Annotated in this window: 17 protein-coding genes; 11 read left to right on the top strand and 6 right to left on the bottom strand. The window is 72.5% G+C overall.

Annotation, left to right across the window (positions count from 1 at the left end):
* Window positions 1–25: 25 nt before the first annotated feature.
* Window positions 26–1024, top strand: a complete 999-nt coding sequence (locus ACLQ25_RS17105) for an aldo/keto reductase family protein (protein ID WP_425731860.1) — start codon at window positions 26–28, stop codon at window positions 1022–1024.
* Between the two features lie 82 nt (window positions 1025–1106).
* On the opposite strand, the gene ACLQ25_RS17100 is transcribed toward ACLQ25_RS17105, so the two are convergent.
* The gene (locus tag ACLQ25_RS17100; protein WP_425731859.1) at window positions 1107–1901 is read right to left on the bottom strand and encodes a site-2 protease family protein; all 795 of its coding nucleotides are present in this window, start codon (window positions 1899–1901) and stop codon (window positions 1107–1109) included.
* Window positions 1901–2101, bottom strand: a complete 201-nt coding sequence (locus ACLQ25_RS17095) for a hypothetical protein (protein ID WP_030337978.1) — start codon at window positions 2099–2101, stop codon at window positions 1901–1903. Before ACLQ25_RS17095 ends, ACLQ25_RS17100 begins: the two co-directional genes overlap by 1 nt.
* A gap of 142 nt (window positions 2102–2243) precedes the next feature.
* Here ACLQ25_RS17095 and ACLQ25_RS17090 point away from each other — a divergent pair, with 142 nt between their 5' ends.
* The 3 genes from ACLQ25_RS17090 (at window position 2244) to ACLQ25_RS17080 (ending at window position 6325) form a co-directional block, all read left to right on the top strand.
* Entirely contained in the window at window positions 2244–4199 is a 1956-nt protein-coding gene (locus ACLQ25_RS17090; protein WP_425731858.1) for a bifunctional adenosylcobinamide kinase/adenosylcobinamide-phosphate guanylyltransferase, read from the top strand.
* Window positions 4189–4962 (top strand): adenosylcobinamide-GDP ribazoletransferase, encoded by a 774-nt coding sequence (locus tag ACLQ25_RS17085; RefSeq protein WP_425731857.1) that lies wholly within the window; start codon window positions 4189–4191, stop codon window positions 4960–4962. Before ACLQ25_RS17090 ends, ACLQ25_RS17085 begins: the two co-directional genes overlap by 11 nt.
* 67 nt (window positions 4963–5029) lie before the next feature.
* Window positions 5030–6325 (top strand): DUF2314 domain-containing protein, encoded by a 1296-nt coding sequence (locus ACLQ25_RS17080; protein ID WP_425731856.1) that lies wholly within the window; start codon window positions 5030–5032, stop codon window positions 6323–6325.
* A 163-nt stretch (window positions 6326–6488) separates the two neighbouring features.
* On the opposite strand, the gene gcvT is transcribed toward ACLQ25_RS17080, so the two are convergent.
* A complete protein-coding gene (gene gcvT / locus ACLQ25_RS17075) occupies window positions 6489–7619 on the bottom strand; it encodes a glycine cleavage system aminomethyltransferase GcvT (protein WP_425731855.1) in 1131 nt (376 codons plus the stop codon).
* Window positions 7620–7780: 161 nt separating this feature from the next.
* Between gcvT and ACLQ25_RS17070 the strand changes: the two genes are divergently transcribed.
* Window positions 7781–9355, top strand: a complete 1575-nt coding sequence (locus ACLQ25_RS17070; protein WP_425731854.1) for a leucyl aminopeptidase — start codon at window positions 7781–7783, stop codon at window positions 9353–9355.
* Window positions 9356–9405: 50 nt separating this feature from the next.
* On the opposite strand, the gene ACLQ25_RS17065 is transcribed toward ACLQ25_RS17070, so the two are convergent.
* Window positions 9406–9735: a hypothetical protein gene (locus tag ACLQ25_RS17065; RefSeq protein ID WP_396799101.1), complete on the bottom strand. Its 330-nt coding sequence runs from the start codon at window positions 9733–9735 to the stop codon at window positions 9406–9408.
* A 178-nt stretch (window positions 9736–9913) separates the two neighbouring features.
* Between ACLQ25_RS17065 and lpdA the strand changes: the two genes are divergently transcribed.
* Together lpdA and sucB are read left to right on the top strand one after the other, a co-directional pair.
* Window positions 9914–11305, top strand: coding sequence for a dihydrolipoyl dehydrogenase (gene lpdA, locus ACLQ25_RS17060; protein ID WP_425731853.1), 1392 nt, complete (start codon window positions 9914–9916; stop codon window positions 11303–11305).
* A 66-nt stretch (window positions 11306–11371) separates the two neighbouring features.
* Window positions 11372–13216: a 2-oxoglutarate dehydrogenase, E2 component, dihydrolipoamide succinyltransferase gene (sucB, locus tag ACLQ25_RS17055; protein WP_425731852.1), complete on the top strand. Its 1845-nt coding sequence runs from the start codon at window positions 11372–11374 to the stop codon at window positions 13214–13216.
* A 63-nt stretch (window positions 13217–13279) separates the two neighbouring features.
* Here the strand turns inward: sucB and ACLQ25_RS17050 are convergent, their stop codons facing one another.
* Window positions 13280–14215, bottom strand: coding sequence for an SDR family NAD(P)-dependent oxidoreductase (locus tag ACLQ25_RS17050; RefSeq protein ID WP_425731851.1), 936 nt, complete (start codon window positions 14213–14215; stop codon window positions 13280–13282).
* A gap of 145 nt (window positions 14216–14360) precedes the next feature.
* On the opposite strand from ACLQ25_RS17050, the gene ACLQ25_RS17045 reads away from it, so the two are divergent.
* From ACLQ25_RS17045 to ACLQ25_RS17035, 3 genes are all read left to right on the top strand, one after another.
* Window positions 14361–14930, top strand: coding sequence for a TetR/AcrR family transcriptional regulator (locus ACLQ25_RS17045; RefSeq protein WP_425731850.1), 570 nt, complete (start codon window positions 14361–14363; stop codon window positions 14928–14930).
* Window positions 14931–14975: 45 nt separating this feature from the next.
* Complete coding sequence (locus ACLQ25_RS17040) at window positions 14976–16313, top strand: low temperature requirement protein A (RefSeq protein WP_425731849.1); 1338 nt, start codon at window positions 14976–14978, stop codon at window positions 16311–16313.
* A gap of 84 nt (window positions 16314–16397) precedes the next feature.
* The gene (locus tag ACLQ25_RS17035) at window positions 16398–16880 is read left to right on the top strand and encodes a hemerythrin domain-containing protein (RefSeq protein WP_425731848.1); all 483 of its coding nucleotides are present in this window, start codon (window positions 16398–16400) and stop codon (window positions 16878–16880) included.
* Between the two features lie 40 nt (window positions 16881–16920).
* Here the strand turns inward: ACLQ25_RS17035 and ACLQ25_RS17030 are convergent, their stop codons facing one another.
* Complete coding sequence (locus tag ACLQ25_RS17030) at window positions 16921–17307, bottom strand: MerR family transcriptional regulator (RefSeq protein ID WP_425731847.1); 387 nt, start codon at window positions 17305–17307, stop codon at window positions 16921–16923.
* A gap of 59 nt (window positions 17308–17366) precedes the next feature.
* Between ACLQ25_RS17030 and ACLQ25_RS17025 the strand changes: the two genes are divergently transcribed.
* Complete coding sequence (locus tag ACLQ25_RS17025; protein ID WP_425731846.1) at window positions 17367–18353, top strand: aldo/keto reductase; 987 nt, start codon at window positions 17367–17369, stop codon at window positions 18351–18353.
* Window positions 18354–18517 lie beyond the last annotated feature (164 nt).

Raw genomic sequence — 18517 nt, 5'->3', positions numbered from 1 at the left:
GATCCACCGGAGTTAGGGTCGGGACATGGAATTCCGACACCTGGGCCGTTCCGGCCTGCTCGTCAGCGAAATCTCGTACGGCAACTGGATCACCCACGGTTCTCAGGTCGAGGAGGACGCGGCGTTCGCATGTGTGCGGGCCGCCCTCGACGCGGGGATCACCACCTTCGACACCGCCGACGTGTACGCCGGCACCCGGGCCGAGGACGTGCTCGGCCGGGCGCTGGAGAGCGAGCGTCGCGAGGGCCTGGAGATCTTCACCAAGGTCTACTGGCCGACCGGGCCGGGTCGCAACGACCGTGGCCTGTCCCGCAAGCACATCATGGAGTCGATCAACGGCTCGCTGCGCCGGCTGCGTACCGACTACGTGGACCTCTACCAGGCCCACCGGTACGACCACAGCACGCCGCTGGAGGAGACGATGGAGGCGTTCGCCGACGTCGTGCACTCGGGCAAGGCCCACTACATCGGTGTCTCCGAGTGGACCGCCGAGCAACTGCGCGCCGCCCACCCGCTCGCCCGCGAGCTGCACGTGCCGCTGGTCTCCAACCAGCCGCAGTACTCGATGCTGTGGCGGGTCATCGAGGCCGAGGTCGTACCGGCCAGCGAGGAGCTGGGCATCGGTCAGATCGTCTGGTCGCCGATGGCGCAGGGTGTGCTCTCCGGCAAGTACCTGCCGGGGCAGCCGCCGCCCGCCGGCTCCCGCGCCACGGACGAGAAGTCGGGCGCGAACTTCATCGCCCGGTTCATGAACGACGACGTGCTCACCCGGGTGCAGCAGCTCAAGCCGCTCGCCGAGCAGGCCGGCCTGAGCATGGCCCAGCTCGCCGTCGCGTGGGTGCTGCAGAACCCGAACGTCTCGTCGGCGATCATCGGCGCGTCCCGCCCCGAGCAGGTGCACGACAACGTGAAGGCGGCCGGGGTGACGCTCGATGCCGAGCTGCTCAAGGCCATCGACGACATCGTCGAACCGGTCGTCGAGCGGAGCCCGGCGAAGACCGAGTCTCCCGCGCAGCGGCCCTGACGCGGGTCCGGCCCGGTCGGCGCGACAGGTTCGCGCCGACCGGGCCGGTCAGCTCAGCCGGCCGTCAGGCCGGCCCGGCAGCTCAGCTCTGCCAGAACCGGATCAGGTCGAGCCCGGCGGCGTACAGCCAGGACGGCAGGCCGAGCAGGTCACCGACCGTGAAGACCGCGTCGAAGAACCAGCCGCCGATGCGCGGGTTCCACAGCAGCGCGAAGAGCAGGATGAAGCCGTACGGGGCGAACAGGTCGTACATCCTGCGCCACTGTGGATTCAGCCACGGCTGGATCATGTTGCCGCCGTCCAGGCCCGGCACCGGCAGCAGGTTGAGCACGCTCGCGGTGAGTTGCAGGAACGCCAGCAGCGCCACCCCGGCCCAGAACTCGACCGGGCCGCCCGAGGTCGCGCCGAGTCGTACCGCGAGCACCAGCAGCAACGTGAACAGCACGTTCGTCGCCGGGCCGGCGAGGCTCACCAGGGTGTGCCGCAGCCGCCCCGGGATCGCGTGCCGGTCCACCCAGACCGCGCCGCCGGGCAGGCCGATGCCGCCGAGCAGCACCACCACCACCGGCAGCACGATCGACAGCAGCGGGTGGGTGTACTTGAACGGGTTGAGTGTCAGGTAGCCACGGTGGGCGATGTCCCGGTCACCGGCGCGGTAGGCGACGACCGCGTGGGCGTACTCGTGCAGGCAGAGCGACACCAGCCAGCCGGAGACCACGAACAGGAACACGTCGAAGCGGACGCTGCCGTAGCCGTTCCAGGCCAGCACCCCGCTGACCGCGAAGAGCGCGACCAGGCCGAGGAAGACCGGGCTGGGTCGGAACGCCGCGCTGGGCACGCCGAGCACCAGCTTGTCGCCCGGCCGGTCGTACGCCATCACTCGGCCGTGGGCAGCAGGCTCATCCGGTACTCCACCCGGTCGTCCTCCACGAGCGCGACCGAGGTGACGCCGGACGCCGCGAGTTCACGCCAGGTCTGACCGATCCAGGATTCGGCGTCGGCCTGGCTGCCGAACGACTCCGCCGGTCCCTCGACCGTCTGGCCGTCCGTGCCCTCGTACCGCCAGCTCCACGCCATGCCGCGTCTCCCCTCGCCGCTGAAGTCCCGGTGGGACGAACCCCCGCCAGCGTAGTCGGCCCGACGAGCGACGGCCCCTCACCCGTCGCGCGAGCGCCGGGCCGGCAGGCAGAGCCACCCCGGGCGGCCTTAAGGTACGGGCATGTCCGTTGACGGGTGGAACACGGTCCTGGTGCTCGGCGGCATCCGGTCCGGCAAGTCCGAGTTCGCCGAGTCCCTGGTCGCCGACGCGCCGGTGGTCCGCTACGTCGCCACCGCGCCCGAGGGCGACCCGGAGGACACCGAGTGGGCCACCCGACTGGCGACGCACCGCGCCCGGCGCCCCGGTAGCTGGACCACCGAGGAGACCGCCGGGGAGCCGCGTCGGTTGGCGGACGTGCTCGCGTCCGCCGAGCCGAACGAGACGCTCCTCGTCGACGACCTGGGCGGCTGGGTGACCGTGCTGCTCGACCCGGAGCACCAGCCCGCCGACGACCTGGCCACGATCGCCGAGCTGGCCGAGGCGCTCCGGACCTGCACGGCGCGGGTGGTGCTGGTCAGCCCCGAGGTGGGACTGTCGCTGGTGCCGACGACCCCGCTGGGGCGGGCGTTCGCCGACGCGCTCGGCGCGGCCAACCGCGCGGTCGCGGACGCCTGCGACGCCGTGGTGCTGGTGGTCGCCGGCCAGCCGGCCTGGTTGAAGCCGGCAGCGGTCGCCACCTCGGCTGCGTCCACGCCGGTTGCCGCGACCGGCAGGCACTCCGTCGCCACCGGGCTGGGCACCCCGGGCCCGGCCGCCCCGAGCCTGGGTGACACCGAGCCCACGCCCGAGGTGCAGCTCCCCGAGGTCCTGACCCACACCCCGCCGGTCGCGCCGAACCAGGAGCCGGGCAACCCCTGGGCCGCGCCGACCATGGCGCTGCCGATGGTGGCCACCGGGCTGGTCATCCAGCCGGGCATGGAGCTGCCGATGCCGGACGAGTACGCGGGCCCGCAGGCGGTGGACCGGCTGGCCAGCCTCGACGTGCCGGGCGCCGGGCTGGGCGTCCTGGACCGGGTGGTCGGCTTCGCGGCCGCCACGCAGGGCACGTCGACCCCGTCCGCCTGGGGTTCGGTACGGGTGCTGCTGCTCAACGGCGACCACGCGGGCGGCGCGTCCGCCGGCACCGTCGCCGGCGAGTCGGCACGCCGCGCCGCCCAGGCCCGCGCCGGCCGGGGCGCGCTGGCCCGGCTGGCCGCCGAGGCCGGCGCGAGCCTCCAGGTCGTGGACACGCCGGCCGCCGCCCCGATGGAGACCCAGCCGGCGCTGGCCGGCGAGCAGGTCGAGTCGGCGCTGCGCTACGGCTGGCGGCTGGCCGAGCAGGCGGCCGACGCGGGCGTACAACTGCTGGTCCTGGGCGCCTGCGGCGCGGGCACCGAAGCTGCGGCGGCGGCCGTGCTGGCGGCCACCGCGGGCGCGGAACCGCCGTCGGTGCTGGGTCGGGTGATCACCGATTCCGGTGAGATCGACGACGCGGCCTGGATGGTCCGCTGCGCCGCCGTGCGGGACGCCCTGCACCGCACCCGCCGCTCGCCGCGCTCCGCCAAGGACGTGCTGGCCGAGTTGGGTGGCGGCGATGTGGCGGTGGCCACCGGCGTGCTGCTGGGCGCGACCGCCCGCCGGGTGCCGGTGCTGCTGGACGGGCCGGTCGGCCTGGCGGCCGGGATGATCAGCCGCGACCTGGCCGGGCAGGCCCGGCACTGGTGCCTGCTGGCCGACCACGGCCAGCACCCCGCGGTGCGGCTGGCGGCCGACGTGCTCGGCCTAACCCCCCTGCTCGACCTCCGCCTGGACCTCGGCGAGGGCGCGAACGCCCTGGTCGCGCTCCCGATGCTGCGCTCGGTGCTGGCGCTGGCCGCCGCCCTGCCGGTCCATCCGTCGCTCGGCGGCGACGCCGACCCGGACGGCACCGACGAGCCGGAGCCCGACTACGCCGACGACGAGCCGGCCTACACCGAGCCGGCCTACACCGAGCCCGACTACACCGAGCCGGAGTTCGTCGAGCCGGAGCCGGCCGGGCCGGGCCCCACCCGCACCGGGGCCGACGAGCAGCCGGCGTCGGGCTGGCGTGCCGGCTGAGTCGCGGTTCGTCGCGGGCGTCCGGCTCGCCGTCACCACCTTCAGCACGCTGCCGGTACGCGCCGGACGGATCGACCGCCCGGTGGCGGGTACGGCGATGGCGCTCGCCCCGGCCGTCGGCGCGCTGCTCGGCGTACTCCTGGGTGGTGTCCTGCTCCTGGCCGGCCTGCTCGCTCCCCCGCTGGTCGCGGCGGGCGTGACGGTGGGGGTCGCCGCCCTGCTGACCCGAGGGCTGCACCTGGACGGGCTGGCCGACACGGTGGACGCGCTCGGCTCGTACCGCCGGGGCGCCGCCGCGCTGGCGATCATGAAGAAGCCGGACGTCGGACCGTTCGGTGTCGTGGCGCTGGTGGTCGTACTCCTGGTGCAGGCCGCGGCCCTCGCCGACCTGGCCGGGCGGTCGTGGCCGGCGTGCCTCGCGGCGGTGGTCGCCGCGACGGCGGCCGGCCGCCTGGGCGTCACGGTGGCGTGCCGGCGGGGCGTGCCCGCCGCCCGCCCGGACGGCCTGGGCGCGCTGGTGGCCGGCACGGTCGGCCCGGCGGCCCTGACCGTGGGCGCGGTCGCCGTCGTGCTGCTGGCGGCGCCCGCGGTGCCGGACCGCCCGTGGCAGGGGCCACTCGCCGTCGTCGCCGCCCTGGCCGTCGCGGTGGCGCTGCTGACCCACGTGGTACGCCGGCTCGGCGGGATCACCGGCGACGTGCTCGGCGCGACCGTCGAGGTGGTCACCACGCTGGTCTACCTGGGTGTGGTGCTGTCCGGCTGAAGCCGGCACGCCGGGCCGGGTAGCGTTCGGCTCGACAACACCGGCGCGGCCACCGGGGGAAACGAACATGCTCATCACGGACGACTTCCTGCCCGTACCGGTGCCGGAGTCGCTCAGCGCGACCTACCTGGTGCCGATGGCGGGGCTGCCGAAGGTCAGCGCGAAGACGGCGGTGGCGTCGCTGACCGGGCGGCTCGCCGAACCGGTGCACGGGCTCGCCACACAGATGCTGGACAGCCCGCTGATGAGCGTGGACACCCGGCCGATCGCCGAGTTCCCCGCGCTTCCGCCGGATCTGCTCACCGCGTTCGGCGCCACGCCGGAGCAGTTGGCCCGGCTGGCGGCGGCGACGCACCTGGTGGTGGTGCAGGCCGAGTACCGGCCCGGTTGGCCGCCGGCACACGAGTGGGCGGCACGGGCGGTCGCGGCGGCAGTCGCCGAGTCCGTCGACAGCGACGTGGTGGACGTCTTCGGCCTCCAGTTCCTCGACCCGGCGACCGCGCTGCGCTCCCTCCCCGACGAGCAGGGCCGGATCCGGCTCGTCGACTGGGTGCTGGTCCCGTACTCGTCGGACGCCGAAGGGTTGTGGTTCACCACGAAGGGGCTGCGACGCTTCGGGCTGCTGGAGTTGCAGACCCAGGGTGTGCCCGACCACCTCACCCGGGCCTGGGGCGCGGTCATGACCGGGGCGGCCCGTCGGCTGCTGCGGGACTGGACCGACGGCCTCAACGGCGAGGAGGTGCCCGCTTTCGTGCAGCTACCGGTACTCGCCACGGTCACCGGGCACGACATCGCCGTCGCGTACGGCAACCCGGAGCAGCACGGCGCGACCGCCCCGGTGCTGCTGCGCCTCGAGCTGGACCCGGCGACCGACCCGGAGGCCGACTCGTTCCTGAGCCTGCGCCCACCGGCCGGGCACCCCGGCCCGGACGGTCGCTACTACGCCGCCGCCTGCGCGACCCTGTTCTCCGGCATCCAGCCGGACGTGCGCTACGCCCGCTCCGGTGACGCCATGAGCCGGGCGGTGGCCACCGCCCGCGCCGCGCTGGACGACGCGCGGGCCCGCTTCGTCGCCGGCCACCTACCGGCCGAGTCGCAGCTCGTCGTCAAGTACGGCCTGCCGGGCGACGACGGCCCGGAGTACGTCTGGGCGGGCGTCACCTCGTGGGAGACCCCGGAGCGGATCGTCGGCGTCAGCGCCAGCGACGCGAACACCGACGAGAGCGTCCGGATCGGCGCACCGGTGGTCGTGGAGTCCGCCGACGTCGTCGACTGGGCGGTCCTGGACGCGACGGGAGTCATCGAGGGCGGCTGGACCCAGGCAGTCCTGGACTCCGGCGAACCCCCCACCCCAACCCCCTAACCCCTGCCCCACCCACCCACCCACCCGGCCCCCGCTCGACCCCCGTTGATCAAGAGATTCGCGTCATTTTCCGGCGGGATTTTGACGCGAACCTCTTGATCAACGAGTGCGGGTGGGGTGGGGGCAGCGCGGTGGGGTGGGTCCGGGGTGGGGTGGGGTTGGGTTAGTGGGTTGAGGGGGTTACGAAGGGGGGCTTGGTTACGGTCAGGGGGGCGCGGCGGCCGCGGATGTCGATCTCGACCTCGGCGCCTTCGGGGAGGTTGGCGTCCGTGTCGACCAGGGCCAGGGCGATGCCCTGCTTCCTCGTGGGGCTGAAGGTGCCGCTCGTCACCACGCCGACCTGCTGGTCGCCCACGTGCAGGGTCATGCCGGGGCGCGGAATGGCCCGGTCGACGGCCACCAGGCCACGCAGCGTACGACGCGGGCCGGCGGCCTTCTCGGCGCGCAGCACGTCACGGCCCCAGAACGCCGGCTTGTCCCAGCCGACCGCCCAACCGGAGCGGGCCTGCACCGGGGTGATGTCCAACGAGAGGTCCTGCCCGTGCAGCGGGTACCCCATCTCGGTGCGCAACGTGTCCCGGGCGGCGAGGCCGCAGGCGCGCAGCTCGAACGCCTCGCCGGCGGCGAAGAGCGCGTCCCACACGGTCACCGCCTGCTCCGCCGGCACCACCAACTCGTAGCCCAGCTCGCCGGTGTAGCCGGTACGGCAGACGGTCAACTCCACGGCGGCGAGGCTGGCGGCGTCGAAGCTCATGTACCCGTGCTCGGTGGGCAGGTCGAGGGCCGCGAGCAGGTCGCCCGAGCGGGGGCCCTGCACGGCCAGCACCGCGTACGCCTCGTGCTCGTCGGTGACGGTGATCCGCTCCGGCGCGGCGGCGCGCAACCGGCGTACCACCTCGGCGGTGTTCGACGCGTTCGGGATGAGGAAGACGTGGTCGTCGGCGTACAGGTAGGCGATGATGTCGTCGACCACACCGGCGGTGGCGTCGTCGCAGCACAGCGTGTACTGCGCGCGGCCCGGCCCGATGCGGCCCAGGTCGTTGCTGAGGCACGAGTTGACGAACTCGGCCGCTCCGGGACCGGTCACCCGGACCTTGCCCAGGTGCGACACGTCGAAGACGCCCACCGCCGTCCGCACCGCCGTGTGCTCCTTGAGCACCCCGCCGCCGGCGTACTCCAGCGGCATCTCCCAGCCCCCGAAGGGGGCGAACTTGGCGCCGGCGGCGGTGTGCCGCTCGTGCAGCGGGGAACGTCGCAGCCGGGTCGCGGCGGCGGCGGAGGTCACGTCGGTCATGGGTGGCAACTTACCGGGGGTTACGCCGCTGGTTAGCATCGGCGGGACCCCGTTGCGTGATCGACGGGACAGCCCTGATGTCCGGCGGGTAGGTTCCGCCGGAGACCTTCACCGCTGGTACGCGACGACGCGACCGGCCCGGCCCGCCCGGAGTAGCTTCAGTGACAACCCCCCGCACGACCACCCTGAGCCTGGTCGACACCGACCCGGCGGAGCTCGCCGTCGACGCGATCGTGATCGGCGTGCACAGCCAGACCGGAGAGCGGGACGCCACCAGCGGCCTCGCCGGCACCCTGCTGCTCGGCAGCGGCGCGGAGAGCATCGCCGTCGCGTTCGACGGCAAGCTGACCGAGACGCTGGCGCTGCTCGGCGCGACCGGTGGCCCGGGCGAGGTGATCAAGCTGGCCACGCTGGGTACCGTCACGGCTCCACTGGTCGTCGCGGTCGGGCTCGGCCCGGAGCCGACGGGCGCCGCCCCGGCGCCGGAGACGCTGCGTCGCGCGGCTGGCGCCGCGGTGCGGGCCCTGGCGGGCGCGCCGAAGGTGGCGCTCAGCCTGCCGTTGCCCGACGACGCGGACGCGCTGGCGGCGCTGCGCGCGGTCGCCGAGGGCGCGCTGCTCGGCGGCTATCGCTTCGCCGGTTACAAGACCCGGCCGCAGCCGGCCCGGCGGGAGCCGGTGGCCGAGGTGCTCATCGCCGTTCCGGACGCCGCCGACACGGGCGCCCAGGCGGAGATCACCCGCGCGCAGGCGGTCGCCGGCGCGGTCCGGACCAGCCGGGACTGGGTGAACACCGCCCCGAACGAGCTGCGTCCCCCGTCGTTCGCCGACGCCGTGGCCGCCGCCGCCCGTGACGCCGGTCTCGGCGTCGAGGTGCTGGACGAGGCGGCGCTGGCCGCCGGCGGGTACGGCGGCATCATCGCGGTCGGGCAGGGTTCCGAGGCCCCGCCGCGCCTGGTGAAGCTCACCTACACGCCGCAGGACGCCGGCAACGGCAAGCGGGTCGCGCTGGTCGGCAAGGGCATCACCTTCGACACCGGCGGCATCTCGATCAAGCCGGCGCAGGGCATGTGGGAGATGAAGTCCGACATGGCGGGCGCCGCCGCGGTGGGTGCGGCGATGCTGGCGATCGCCGCGTTGAAGCCGAACGTGGCGGTCAGCGCGTACCTGCCGATGGCCGAGAACATGCCGTCGGGCACCAGCTACCGGCCGGGCGACGTGATCAGCATGTTCAGCGGCAAGAAGGTGGAGGTGCTCAACACCGACGCCGAGGGCCGGATGGTGCTGGCCGACGCCATCGCCCGCGCCTGCGCCGACGGCACGGACTACCTGTTCGAGACGTCCACCCTGACCGGCGGTCAGGTGATCGCGTTGGGCAAGCGGGTCGCCGGCGTCATGGGTACCCCCGAGCTGTGCGAGCGGGTCCGCACGGTCGGCGACTCGGTCGGCGAGCCGGCCTGGCCGATGCCGCTGCCGGACGACGTACGCAAGGGCATGGACTCCGACGTGGCGGACATCTCGCAGGTCAACGCCGGGATGGACCGGGCCGGGCACATGCTGCAGGGCGGCGTGTTCCTGCGCGAGTTCGTGACCGACGACGTGGCGTGGGCGCACATCGACATCGCCGGCCCGGGCTACCACTCGGGCGAGCCGACCGGCTACTGGACCAAGGGCGGCACCGGCGTGCCGGTCCGTACCCTGGTGCAGCTCGTCGAGGACGTCGCCGCCAACGGCTGACCGCACACGCTGAAAGAGGGGCTCCCGGCTGCCGGGAGCCTCTCTTCACGTCAGTAGAGCTCGGGACGGCGTTTGCGGCGCTCGTTGAAGTCGCGCATCCGCTGCGGGTAGCCCATCAGCCGGACGTCGTACACCGGGATGCCCATCCGGTACGCGAAGCGACGCGCGCCGTCCGGACCGTCGATGCGCCGGCGGGTCCACTCCCCGTCGTCGGCGATCAGGATGACGGTGGTCTCGGTGACCGTCGTCCGGGGCTCGATGAACGCTTCGACACCTCGCCGGCTCCGGATAAAGTTCTCCAGATGGGCCAGATCGCCACGATCGGCCGCACGGTCGTGGCTCGCCACACGCGCCTGTTTGCGGCGCCGGAACAACCCCACCGGACTTCTCCCCCACGTGACGTCATCGACAACGGTGCCAAGGGTACGTGTCGATGACGTGTCGTTGGGCACCTCACTACGCACCCTGTGCCAGGTGGTGACAAGATGACCGAGGTGGGGTGTGCCCGTCTGACCCCTCCGTGACCCCCGATGCAGTGACGCGACCTGGGAGTTGAGCGTGAGCGAGCCGAACGACGCAACCTTCGACATTGTCATCCTCGGAGGTGGCAGCGGCGGCTACGCGGCGGCGCTGCGCGCCGCCCAGCTCGACCTCTCCGTCGCGCTGATCGAAAAGGGCAAGCTCGGCGGCACCTGCCTGCACAACGGCTGCATCCCGACGAAGGCGCTGCTGCACGCGGCCGAGATCGCCGACCAGACCCGCGAATCGGAGCAGTTCGGCGTGAAGGCCGAGCTGGTCGGCGTCGACATGGCCGGGGTCAACTCGTACAAGGACGGGGTCATCTCCCGCCTGTACAAGGGTCTGCAGGGCCTGGTGGGTGGCTCGAAGAACATCACCTTCGTTGCGGGCGCCGGCAAGCTAATCGACAAGAACGTCGTCGAGGTGGACGGCAAGCGCTACACCGGCCGCAACATCGTCCTGGCCTCCGGCTCGTACGCCAAGAGCCTGCCCGGCCTGGAGGTCGACGGTGAGCGGATCATCACGAGTGACCACGCGCTGACCCTGGACCGGGTCCCGTCGTCGGTGATCGTGCTCGGTGGCGGCGTGATCGGCGTCGAGTTCGCCAGCGTGTGGAAGTCCTTCGGTGCGGACGTGACGATCGTCGAGGCGCTGCCCCGGCTGGTCGCCGCCGAGGACGAGGAGTCGTCGAAGGCGCTGGAGCGGGCGTTCCGCAAGCGGAAGATCAACTTCAAGGTCGGCAAGCCGTTCGAGAAGGTCGAGAAGACCGAGAACGGCGTCAAGCTGACCATTTCCGGTGGCGAGACCGTCGAGGCCGAGCTGCTGCTGGTCGCCGTCGGTCGCGGCCCGAACACCGCCAACCTCGGGTACGAGGAGCAGGGCGTGAAGATGGACCGCGGCTACGTGCTGACCGATGAGCGGCTGCGCACCAGCGTGCCGAACGTCTACGCGGTCGGCGACATCGTGCCCGGCCTCCAGCTCGCGCACCGGGGCTTCCAGCAGGGCATCTTCGTCGCCGAGGAGATCGCCGGGCAGACCCCGGCCGTGATCGACGAGGTTGGCATCCCGCGGGTCACCTACTGCGACCCGGAGTTGGCGTCGGTGGGCCTGACCGAGGCGAAGGCCAAGGAGCAGTACGGCGCCGACAAGGTCAAGACCTTCAACTTCAACCTGGGCGGCAACGGCAAGAGCCAGATCCTCAAGACCACCGGCTTCGTGAAGCTGGTCCGGGTGGAGGACGGCCCGGTGGTCGGTGTCCACATGATCGGCGCCCGGGTGGGTGAGCTGATCGGTGAGGCGCAGCTCATCTACAACTGGGAGGCCTACCCGGCCGAGGTCGCCCAGCTCGTGCACGCCCACCCGACCCAGAACGAGGCATTGGGCGAGGCGCACCTGGCCCTCGCCGGTAAGCCGCTGCACGTACACGCCTGATCACCCACATCGCGGCGTCCGGCGACGGGCGAAGATCCCCCAGGGGAATGAAGGAGTCTGGAGAACATGCCGGTATCGGTCACCATGCCCCGGCTCGGTGAGAGCGTCACCGAGGGCACCGTCACGCGCTGGCTCAAGCAGGAGGGCGACACGGTCGAGGTCGACGAGCCCCTGCTCGAGGTCTCGACCGACAAGGTCGACACCGAGATCCCGTCGCCCGCGGCCGGCGTGCTGAGCCGCATCGTGGTCGGCGAGGACGAGACCGCCGAGGTCGGCAGCGAGCTGGCCGTCATCGCCGGTGAGGGCGAGTCGACCGGCGGTGGCGAGGCCGCGCCGCAGGAGCAGCAGCAGGCGCCGGCCGAGTCGGTCGAGCCCGCCGCCGAGCCGACCGCCGCCGCCGAGGGCACCGCGGACCAGGTGGCGCAGGACGAGGCCCCGGCCGAGACGCCGGCTCCGGCCGCCGCGTCGTCGGGCGAGGGCACCGCGGTCAAGATGCCGGCCCTGGGCGAGAGCGTCACCGAGGGTACGGTCACCCGCTGGCTCAAGCAGGTCGGCGACACCGTCGAGGTGGACGAGCCGCTGCTGGAGGTCTCCACCGACAAGGTCGACACGGAGATCCCGTCGCCGGTCGCCGGCACCGTACTGGAGATCAAGGTCGCCGAGGACGAGACCGCCGCGGTCGGCGCCGACCTCGTGGTCATCGGCGCGGCCGGCGGTGCCCAGGCCAAGCCCGAGCCGAAGCCCGAGCCGAAGGCGGAGGCGGCGCCCGCGCCCAAGGCCGAGCCGAAGCCGGAGCCGGAGCCGAAGGTCGAGGAGCCCACCCCGGGCATGTCGTACAACGAGCCGTCCGCCGAGGCGGAGACGTCGGCGCAGCCGGCGAAGGCCGAGCAGGCCGCCCAGCCGTCCGCGCCGACCGCCGCGCCGCAGCGCCCGTCCGCGCCGGCCCAGGGTGGCGAGGAGGCGGCCGGGTACGTCACGCCGCTGGTACGCAAGCTGGCCAACGAGCACGGCGTGGACCTGGCCGCGCTCAACGGCACCGGCGTGGGTGGCCGGATCCGCAAGCAGGACGTCCTCGACGCGGCCGAGAAGGCCAAGGCGGCGGCGGCCACGCCGGCTCCGGCGGCACAGCCCGCCGCCAGCGCGGCGACCCCGGCCAAGCCGGCCGCGAAGCCGCAGCCGAGCGGCAAGCGGGGCACCACCGAGAAGCTCCCCCGGATCCGGAAGGCGATCGCCAACCGGATGCAGGAGTCGCTGCACGAGATGGCGCAGCTCACCACTGTGGTCGAGGTGGACGTCACCCGGGTCGCGAAGTTGCGGGCGCAGGCGAAGGACTCGTTCGTGCAGCGGCACGGCGTCAAGCTGTCCTTCCTGCCGTTCTTCGCTCTCGCCGCCGTCGAGGCGCTGCAGACCTACCCGATCGTCAACGCCCAGTTGGACCTAGACGGCGGCACGATCACCTACCCGGCCGCCGAGCACCTCGGCATCGCCGTGGACACCGAGCGGGGCCTCGTGGTGCCGGTCATCCACAATGCCGGTGACCTCAACCTCGGTGGCATCGCGAAGCGGGTCGCCGACCTGGCCGAGCGGACCCGGACCAACAAGATCAGCCCGGACGAGATCGCCGGGGCGACCTTCACGCTCACCAACACGGGCAGCCGGGGCGCGCTCTTCGACACCCCCATCGTGCCGAAGCCGCAGTCGGCGATGCTCGGCACGGGTGCCGTGGTCAAGCGGCCGGTCGTGGTCAACGACCCGGACCTGGGCGAGGTCGTCGCGGTCCGGTCGATGGTCTACCTGGCCATGTCGTACGACCACCGACTGATCGATGGCGCCGACGCGGCCCGCTTCCTGAGCGCGGTCAAGGAGCGGCTGGAGGCCGGCAACTTCGAGTCGGAGCTGGGCCTGGCCTGATCCTCCGTAACGCCGAAAGGGCGCCCCGGTCGTCGACCGGGGCGCCCTTTCCGTATTGACGGGTCAGCCCTTGAGCAGGTCGGTCGAGACCTTCCAGAGCCGCTCGGCCGCCTCCGGGTCCAGCGCGTAGTCCGCGACGCCCGTGCGCGTGTCGGGTCGGGCGGGCGCGGCCTGCTGGCAGTCCTCGAAGTAGCGTCCGCCGACCTCGTCGAGCAACGGGGACGCGGCCACCAGCACCGACGTGGCGGCGCCCTGCTCGACGGTCTTCCACGCCGCCGCGTTGCCGGCGCGCAGGCGGTTCAGCCCCTCCTCGCTGACGTAGCGCTGAAGGTTGGTGCGGATCGCGCCGGGCATCAGCGAGTTGGTGTAGATGCCGTCGTCGGCCCAGCGGCGGGTCGCCTCCACGGCGAAGAGCACGTTGGCCGTCTTCGACTGCCCGTACGCCTGCCAGGGCTCGTACTCGCGGCGGTCGTACTGGATGTCCTCGAAGACGACGGGTGAGCGCAGGTGGGCGGCGGAGCTGACCGAGACGATGCGGGCCCCGTCGGCGGCGGCGAGCGCCGGGCGCAGCCCGGTGGCGAGCGCGAAGTGCCCGAGGTGGTTGGTGGCGAACTGCATCTCCCAGCCCTGCGGGGTGCGGCTCAGGGGCGCGGCCATGATGCCGGCGTTGTTGACCAGGATGTGCAGCGGGCCGTCCCAGTTGGCGACGAAGTCGGCGACCGAATTCTGGTCGGCGAGGTCGAGCGGGGCGACCAGGACGCGGTCGTTGCCGGTGGTGCCGGTGATGTCGTCGGCGGCCTTCTGGCCGGCGTCGGGGTTCCGGACGGCCAGGGTGACCTCTGCGCCGGCGCTGGCCAGGGCACGGGCGGTCTCCACGCCGATGCCGGACGACCCGCCGGTGACGATGGCCCGTCGGCCGACCAGGTCCACGCCCCGGATCACGTCCATCGCGGTGGAGTCGTGAGCGAACGACGTGGTTATCGGGTTGCTCGTCGTCATGATCCATCCTTGTCCAGGCTGGGGCGGGCCGGTCGGCCCGCCGGTACGATGGAAGCGGAGGATCCTCCGCTGCGGTCGAGACTAACCGGAGTTCCCTCCGCTTGCCATGTCCTGTGCGTTACACCCGCTCAGCGAGGAGGAGAGGGTGTCAGAGTCCAGCCCCCGCCCACTGCGGGCGGACGCGCTGCGCAACCGCGAACGCCTGCTTCGGGTCGCGGTCCAGGCTTTTTCCCGCCCCGGGCCGGAGGTAACGCTCGACGCCATCGCCCGCGAGGCAGGGGTGGGCATCGGCACCCTGTACCGCCACTTCCCCACCCGCGAGGCGCTGGTCGAGGCGGCGTACCGCAACGAGCTGGCCCGGCTCTGCGACGCCGCGCCGCAGCTACTCGACCAGTTGCCGCCCGACCGGGCACTGCGGGAGTGGATGTCCCGTTTCACCGACTACCTCACCACCAAGCGGGGCATGGCCGACGCGCTGCGCCTCGTCATCGCGTCCGGCGCCAACCCGTACGCGCAGAGCCGCGACCTGCTGCTGGCGGCGCTCGGCCAGTTGCTCGGCGCAGGGGTCACGGCGGGCACCGTCCGAGCCGACGTCGCCGCCGGTGACGTGCTGGCGGGCCTCAGTGGCATCTCCCTGGCCGCCGGCGAGCGCACCCAGGCCGACCGGCTGCTGGACCTGCTGATGGACGGGCTGCGCTCCCGCGACGCGGGCTGACCCGTTCCGTCCTCCGACCAGGCCGGACGCTGCCAGAGTGGGACCGTGGGCGGTAACCGGGGGCGCGGACAACTGGGACCCGCCGTCCCCATCGCGCCCGGCGCCCGGGTGGACAAGTTCGAGGTCTTCTTCGACCTGGTCTTCGTCTTCTCGTTCTTCATCATCACCCGCGCGACGGCCGCGAACATCTCCGGCCGCCAGCTGCTGCACGCCGCCCTGGTGCTCGCCGTGCTCTGGTGGATCTGGGTGGTGCACAGCCTGGTCGCCACCCGGGTCCGGCTCGGCGAGGGCTACGTGCCGGCGCTCATGGTGATCTCGATGGTCGCGCTGTTCGCGTTCGCGCTGGGGCTGCCGCAGGCGTTCAGCGACCCGAAGGGCAGCGCCGCCGGGCCGATGCTGGTGGCCATCAGTTACGTCGTGGTGCGAGGCATCCACTGGATCCTGTACCAGCACGTGGTGCGGGACAGCCCGCAGGAGCGACGCCAGCTCCGACGCTTTGCCCCGGAGCTGGCGGTGAGCATCCTGCTGCTGCTCGCCGCCGCGTTGATCCCGCCGCAGATCACCGACCCCGACCGGGCCGCCCTGGTCCGCGACGGGCTGTGGATCACCGTGGTGGTGGTGCAGTACGCCACCGGCTTCATCGTCGGCACCTGGGGTTGGGGGGTGACCAGCGCGGAGCACTGGACCGAGCGCTACGACCTCATTCTGATCATCGCGCTCGGCGAGTCGATCATTTCCACCGGAGTGGGCGGCAACCTGCTCGGCAAGCCGGTCACCTGGCCGGCGGTGGCCGCCGCCGCGCTCGGCATCGTCATCACCGCCGCGCTCTGGTGGGCACACTTCGACTTCGTCGGCCCCGCCGCCCGGATCGCCCTGCACGCGGCGGAGGGCGCTCCCCGGGTGGCGATGGCCCGCGACGCGTACGCGTACCTCTACCTGCCGATGATCGCCGGGGTGATCCTCTTCTCGATCGGCAACGAGGAGGTCCTGCACAAGATCACCGACCCGGCCGGCGGTATCGCGGAGAAGATCGAGGGACCGGCCGTGCCGATGCTCTTCGGCGGTCTGATCACCTACTTCGCCGTCAACATGCTGTTCCAGATGCGGACCCTGCACACCGTCACCTGGACCCGCGTGGGAGTCATCCTGACGCTCACGGCGGCCCTGCCGATCGGCCTGCACCTGCCGGCGCTGGGAGTTCTCACCCTGGCCACCGTGATCTGCGTCGGGCTGGTGGCCGTCGAGGTGCTGACGATGTCGGGCTCCCGGCACGCGTTGCGGGCCGCCGTCTTTCAGGAACGGACGACGCACGAGGCGCACGAGGCGGCCTGGCGTGCGCGCTGGCACGACGTCCGGGAGCCCGACGAGCCGACCACGCCCTGACGACGCTCGTCTAGACTGCGCACAGCGTCGCGGTGTACCCGGCACGATGGCCGCCGAGGGCATGGAGGCGCGGGACAGCATGGGATGTACGTGCACCCAACCGGTTCACCGGCCGACCGGCTCGCCGCCGTCGGCAATCAGATGATCGAGATCCACCTCTGGCTCCGCGCGGAACTGGCCCGCCTCCGGACCGACCTCGACACCCCCTCGCGGGACCTACGGGCCCACTGCCTGAGCTTCTGCGCCGCGCTCGGCCGCCACCACACCCGCGAGGACGCGGGCGCGTTCCGGGTCCTGGCCGACGAGGTGCCCGAGCTACGCCCGGTCCTGGCCAACCTGATCGTCGACCACGAGGTGGTGGCGGGGATCCTCGCCCGGGTCGAGGAGCTGCTGGGCGACGACCGGCCGCTGCCGACCGCTCAGGTACGCGCCGAGCTGGACGGGTTGGCCGCCCTACTGGAGACACACTTCCGCTACGAGGAGAAGCGGCTGGTCAGCGCGTTGAACGCGCTCGCCGGCCGGCCCGGGACAGCCGAGCAGTTGCTCGGCCTGACCGCGCCGAGCTGAGCCGCACGTCGGCGGAACGCGCCGACCTGGTCCCCCGCGATCACCGGCCTCCGTCGGGGGCGGGCGCGCCGGGCAGCCGCTCGTAGAAGCGGATCTTCTCCCGCAGATGGTCGTACTGACGCCGCAGCAGGCGCATCTGCTCCTCCACCTGCGCCGCGTGCTGTTGCAGCAGCTCACGCCGCTCGTCGACGGTGTGCTCGCCGGCGCGGGCCAGCGACGCGTACCGGCACATCTGGGCGATCGGCATCCCGGTGTCCCGCAGGCAGCGGAACAGCAGCAGCCAGCTCAGGTCGTCGTCGGTGAAGACGCGCTGGCCACCCGGCGTACGACCCACGTCGGCCAGCAGGCCGATCTTCTCGTAGTACCGCAGTGTGTCCAGGCTGAAGCCGCTGCGCCGGGCGGCCTCGGCGGGGGCGTAACCGGTCATGCCCCGGATGCTAGCCAGCCCTTGACCTGGAGCGCACTCCAGATTGGAGGCTGGTCCGCATGACGACGACACGCACGCTGGGACGCAGCGGCATCGAGGTGAGCGCGATCGGGATGGGATGCTGGGCGATCGGCGGTCCGCTCTGGGGTGGCGGCGGGCAGCCGTTCGGTTGGGGCCAGGTCGACGACGACGAGTCGATCCGTACCATTCACCGGGCTCTCGACCTCGGCGTGACCCTCTTCGACACGGCCAGCAACTACGGCGCCGGGCACAGCGAGCGCGTCCTCGGCCGGGCCCTCGCGGGCCGCCGGTCCGAGGCGGTGATCGCCACCAAGTTCGGCAACGTCAGCGACGAGGACACCCGACGGTGGCGCGGCACCGACGCCAGTCCGACGTTCGCCGTCCGCAGCCTGGAAGAGTCGCTGCGCCGCCTCGGCACCGACCACGTCGACCTCTACCAACTGCACATCAACGAACTGCCGACGTCCGCCGCGCTCGACCTGGTCGACACCCTCGAAGGGCTCGTCGACCAGGGCGAGATCCGGGCGTACGGCTGGAGCACCGACAACGCGGCCTCCGCGGAGGCGTTCGCGGCCGGCGGACCGCACTGCGCCGCCATCCAGCACGACGAATCGGTGCTGAACGACAACGCGGCGGTCCTCGCCGTCTGCGACCGCCACGACCTGGCGAGCCTCAACCGGGGGCCACTGGCGATGGGGCTGCTCACCGGCTCGACCCGGGCGCCCGGCGCGGACGACGTACGCGGTCGCGCGCCCGAGTGGTTGCGGTGGTACACCGACGGCCGTCCGACGCCGGAGTGGGCGGCCCGGGTCGAGCAGGTCCGTGCGGCGCTCACCGCCGACGGACGGACCCTCGCCCAGGGCGCGCTCGGCTGGCTGCTGGCCCGCAGCCCACGGACCGTGCCGATCCCCGGCCTCCGCACCGTAACCCAAGCCGACGAGAACCTGGAAACCCTGAAGCTGGGCCCCCTCCCCCCAGAGGCATACAAGGAGGTGGAGAACCTCCTGTCCGACCTACGCCCCTAATGGGAGCTGCCGGGTCAGCCGTTGGCAAACTCGGTACTTGCTAGCCGCAGGCGGGTGAGCACTCCCATCCCCTGGATCTTGTTGAGTCCTAGATGATCGATTCCAAGGGGTCAGTGGTCGTAGGCGGTCAGGGATCGCATGACCGGTTGGCCGGTGTGCCAGTT

This window comes from Micromonospora sp. DT44, from assembly GCF_049841635.1.
Taxonomy (GTDB): Bacteria; Actinomycetota; Actinomycetes; order Mycobacteriales; family Micromonosporaceae; genus Micromonospora.
Note: the sequence above shows the minus strand (reverse complement) of the source record. Positions and strands in the feature narration are given on the sequence as shown.

Coding starts and splice junctions, on each gene's coding strand:
- ACLQ25_RS17035 (WP_425731848.1), top strand. CDS start 16,398: ATGTACGTGCACCCAACCGGTTCACCGGCCGACCGGCTCGCCGCCGTC.
- ACLQ25_RS17030 (WP_425731847.1), bottom strand. CDS start 17,307: ATGACCGGTTACGCCCCCGCCGAGGCCGCCCGGCGCAGCGGCTTCAGC.
- ACLQ25_RS17025 (WP_425731846.1), top strand. CDS start 17,367: ATGACGACGACACGCACGCTGGGACGCAGCGGCATCGAGGTGAGCGCG.
- gcvT (WP_425731855.1), bottom strand. CDS start 7,619: ATGACCGACGTGACCTCCGCCGCCGCCGCGACCCGGCTGCGACGTTCC.
- ACLQ25_RS17080 (WP_425731856.1), top strand. CDS start 5,030: ATGCTCATCACGGACGACTTCCTGCCCGTACCGGTGCCGGAGTCGCTC.
- ACLQ25_RS17095 (WP_030337978.1), bottom strand. CDS start 2,101: ATGGCGTGGAGCTGGCGGTACGAGGGCACGGACGGCCAGACGGTCGAG.
- ACLQ25_RS17050 (WP_425731851.1), bottom strand. CDS start 14,215: ATGACGACGAGCAACCCGATAACCACGTCGTTCGCTCACGACTCCACC.
- ACLQ25_RS17090 (WP_425731858.1), top strand. CDS start 2,244: ATGTCCGTTGACGGGTGGAACACGGTCCTGGTGCTCGGCGGCATCCGG.
- ACLQ25_RS17100 (WP_425731859.1), bottom strand. CDS start 1,901: ATGGCGTACGACCGGCCGGGCGACAAGCTGGTGCTCGGCGTGCCCAGC.
- sucB (WP_425731852.1), top strand. CDS start 11,372: ATGCCGGTATCGGTCACCATGCCCCGGCTCGGTGAGAGCGTCACCGAG.
- ACLQ25_RS17105 (WP_425731860.1), top strand. CDS start 26: ATGGAATTCCGACACCTGGGCCGTTCCGGCCTGCTCGTCAGCGAAATC.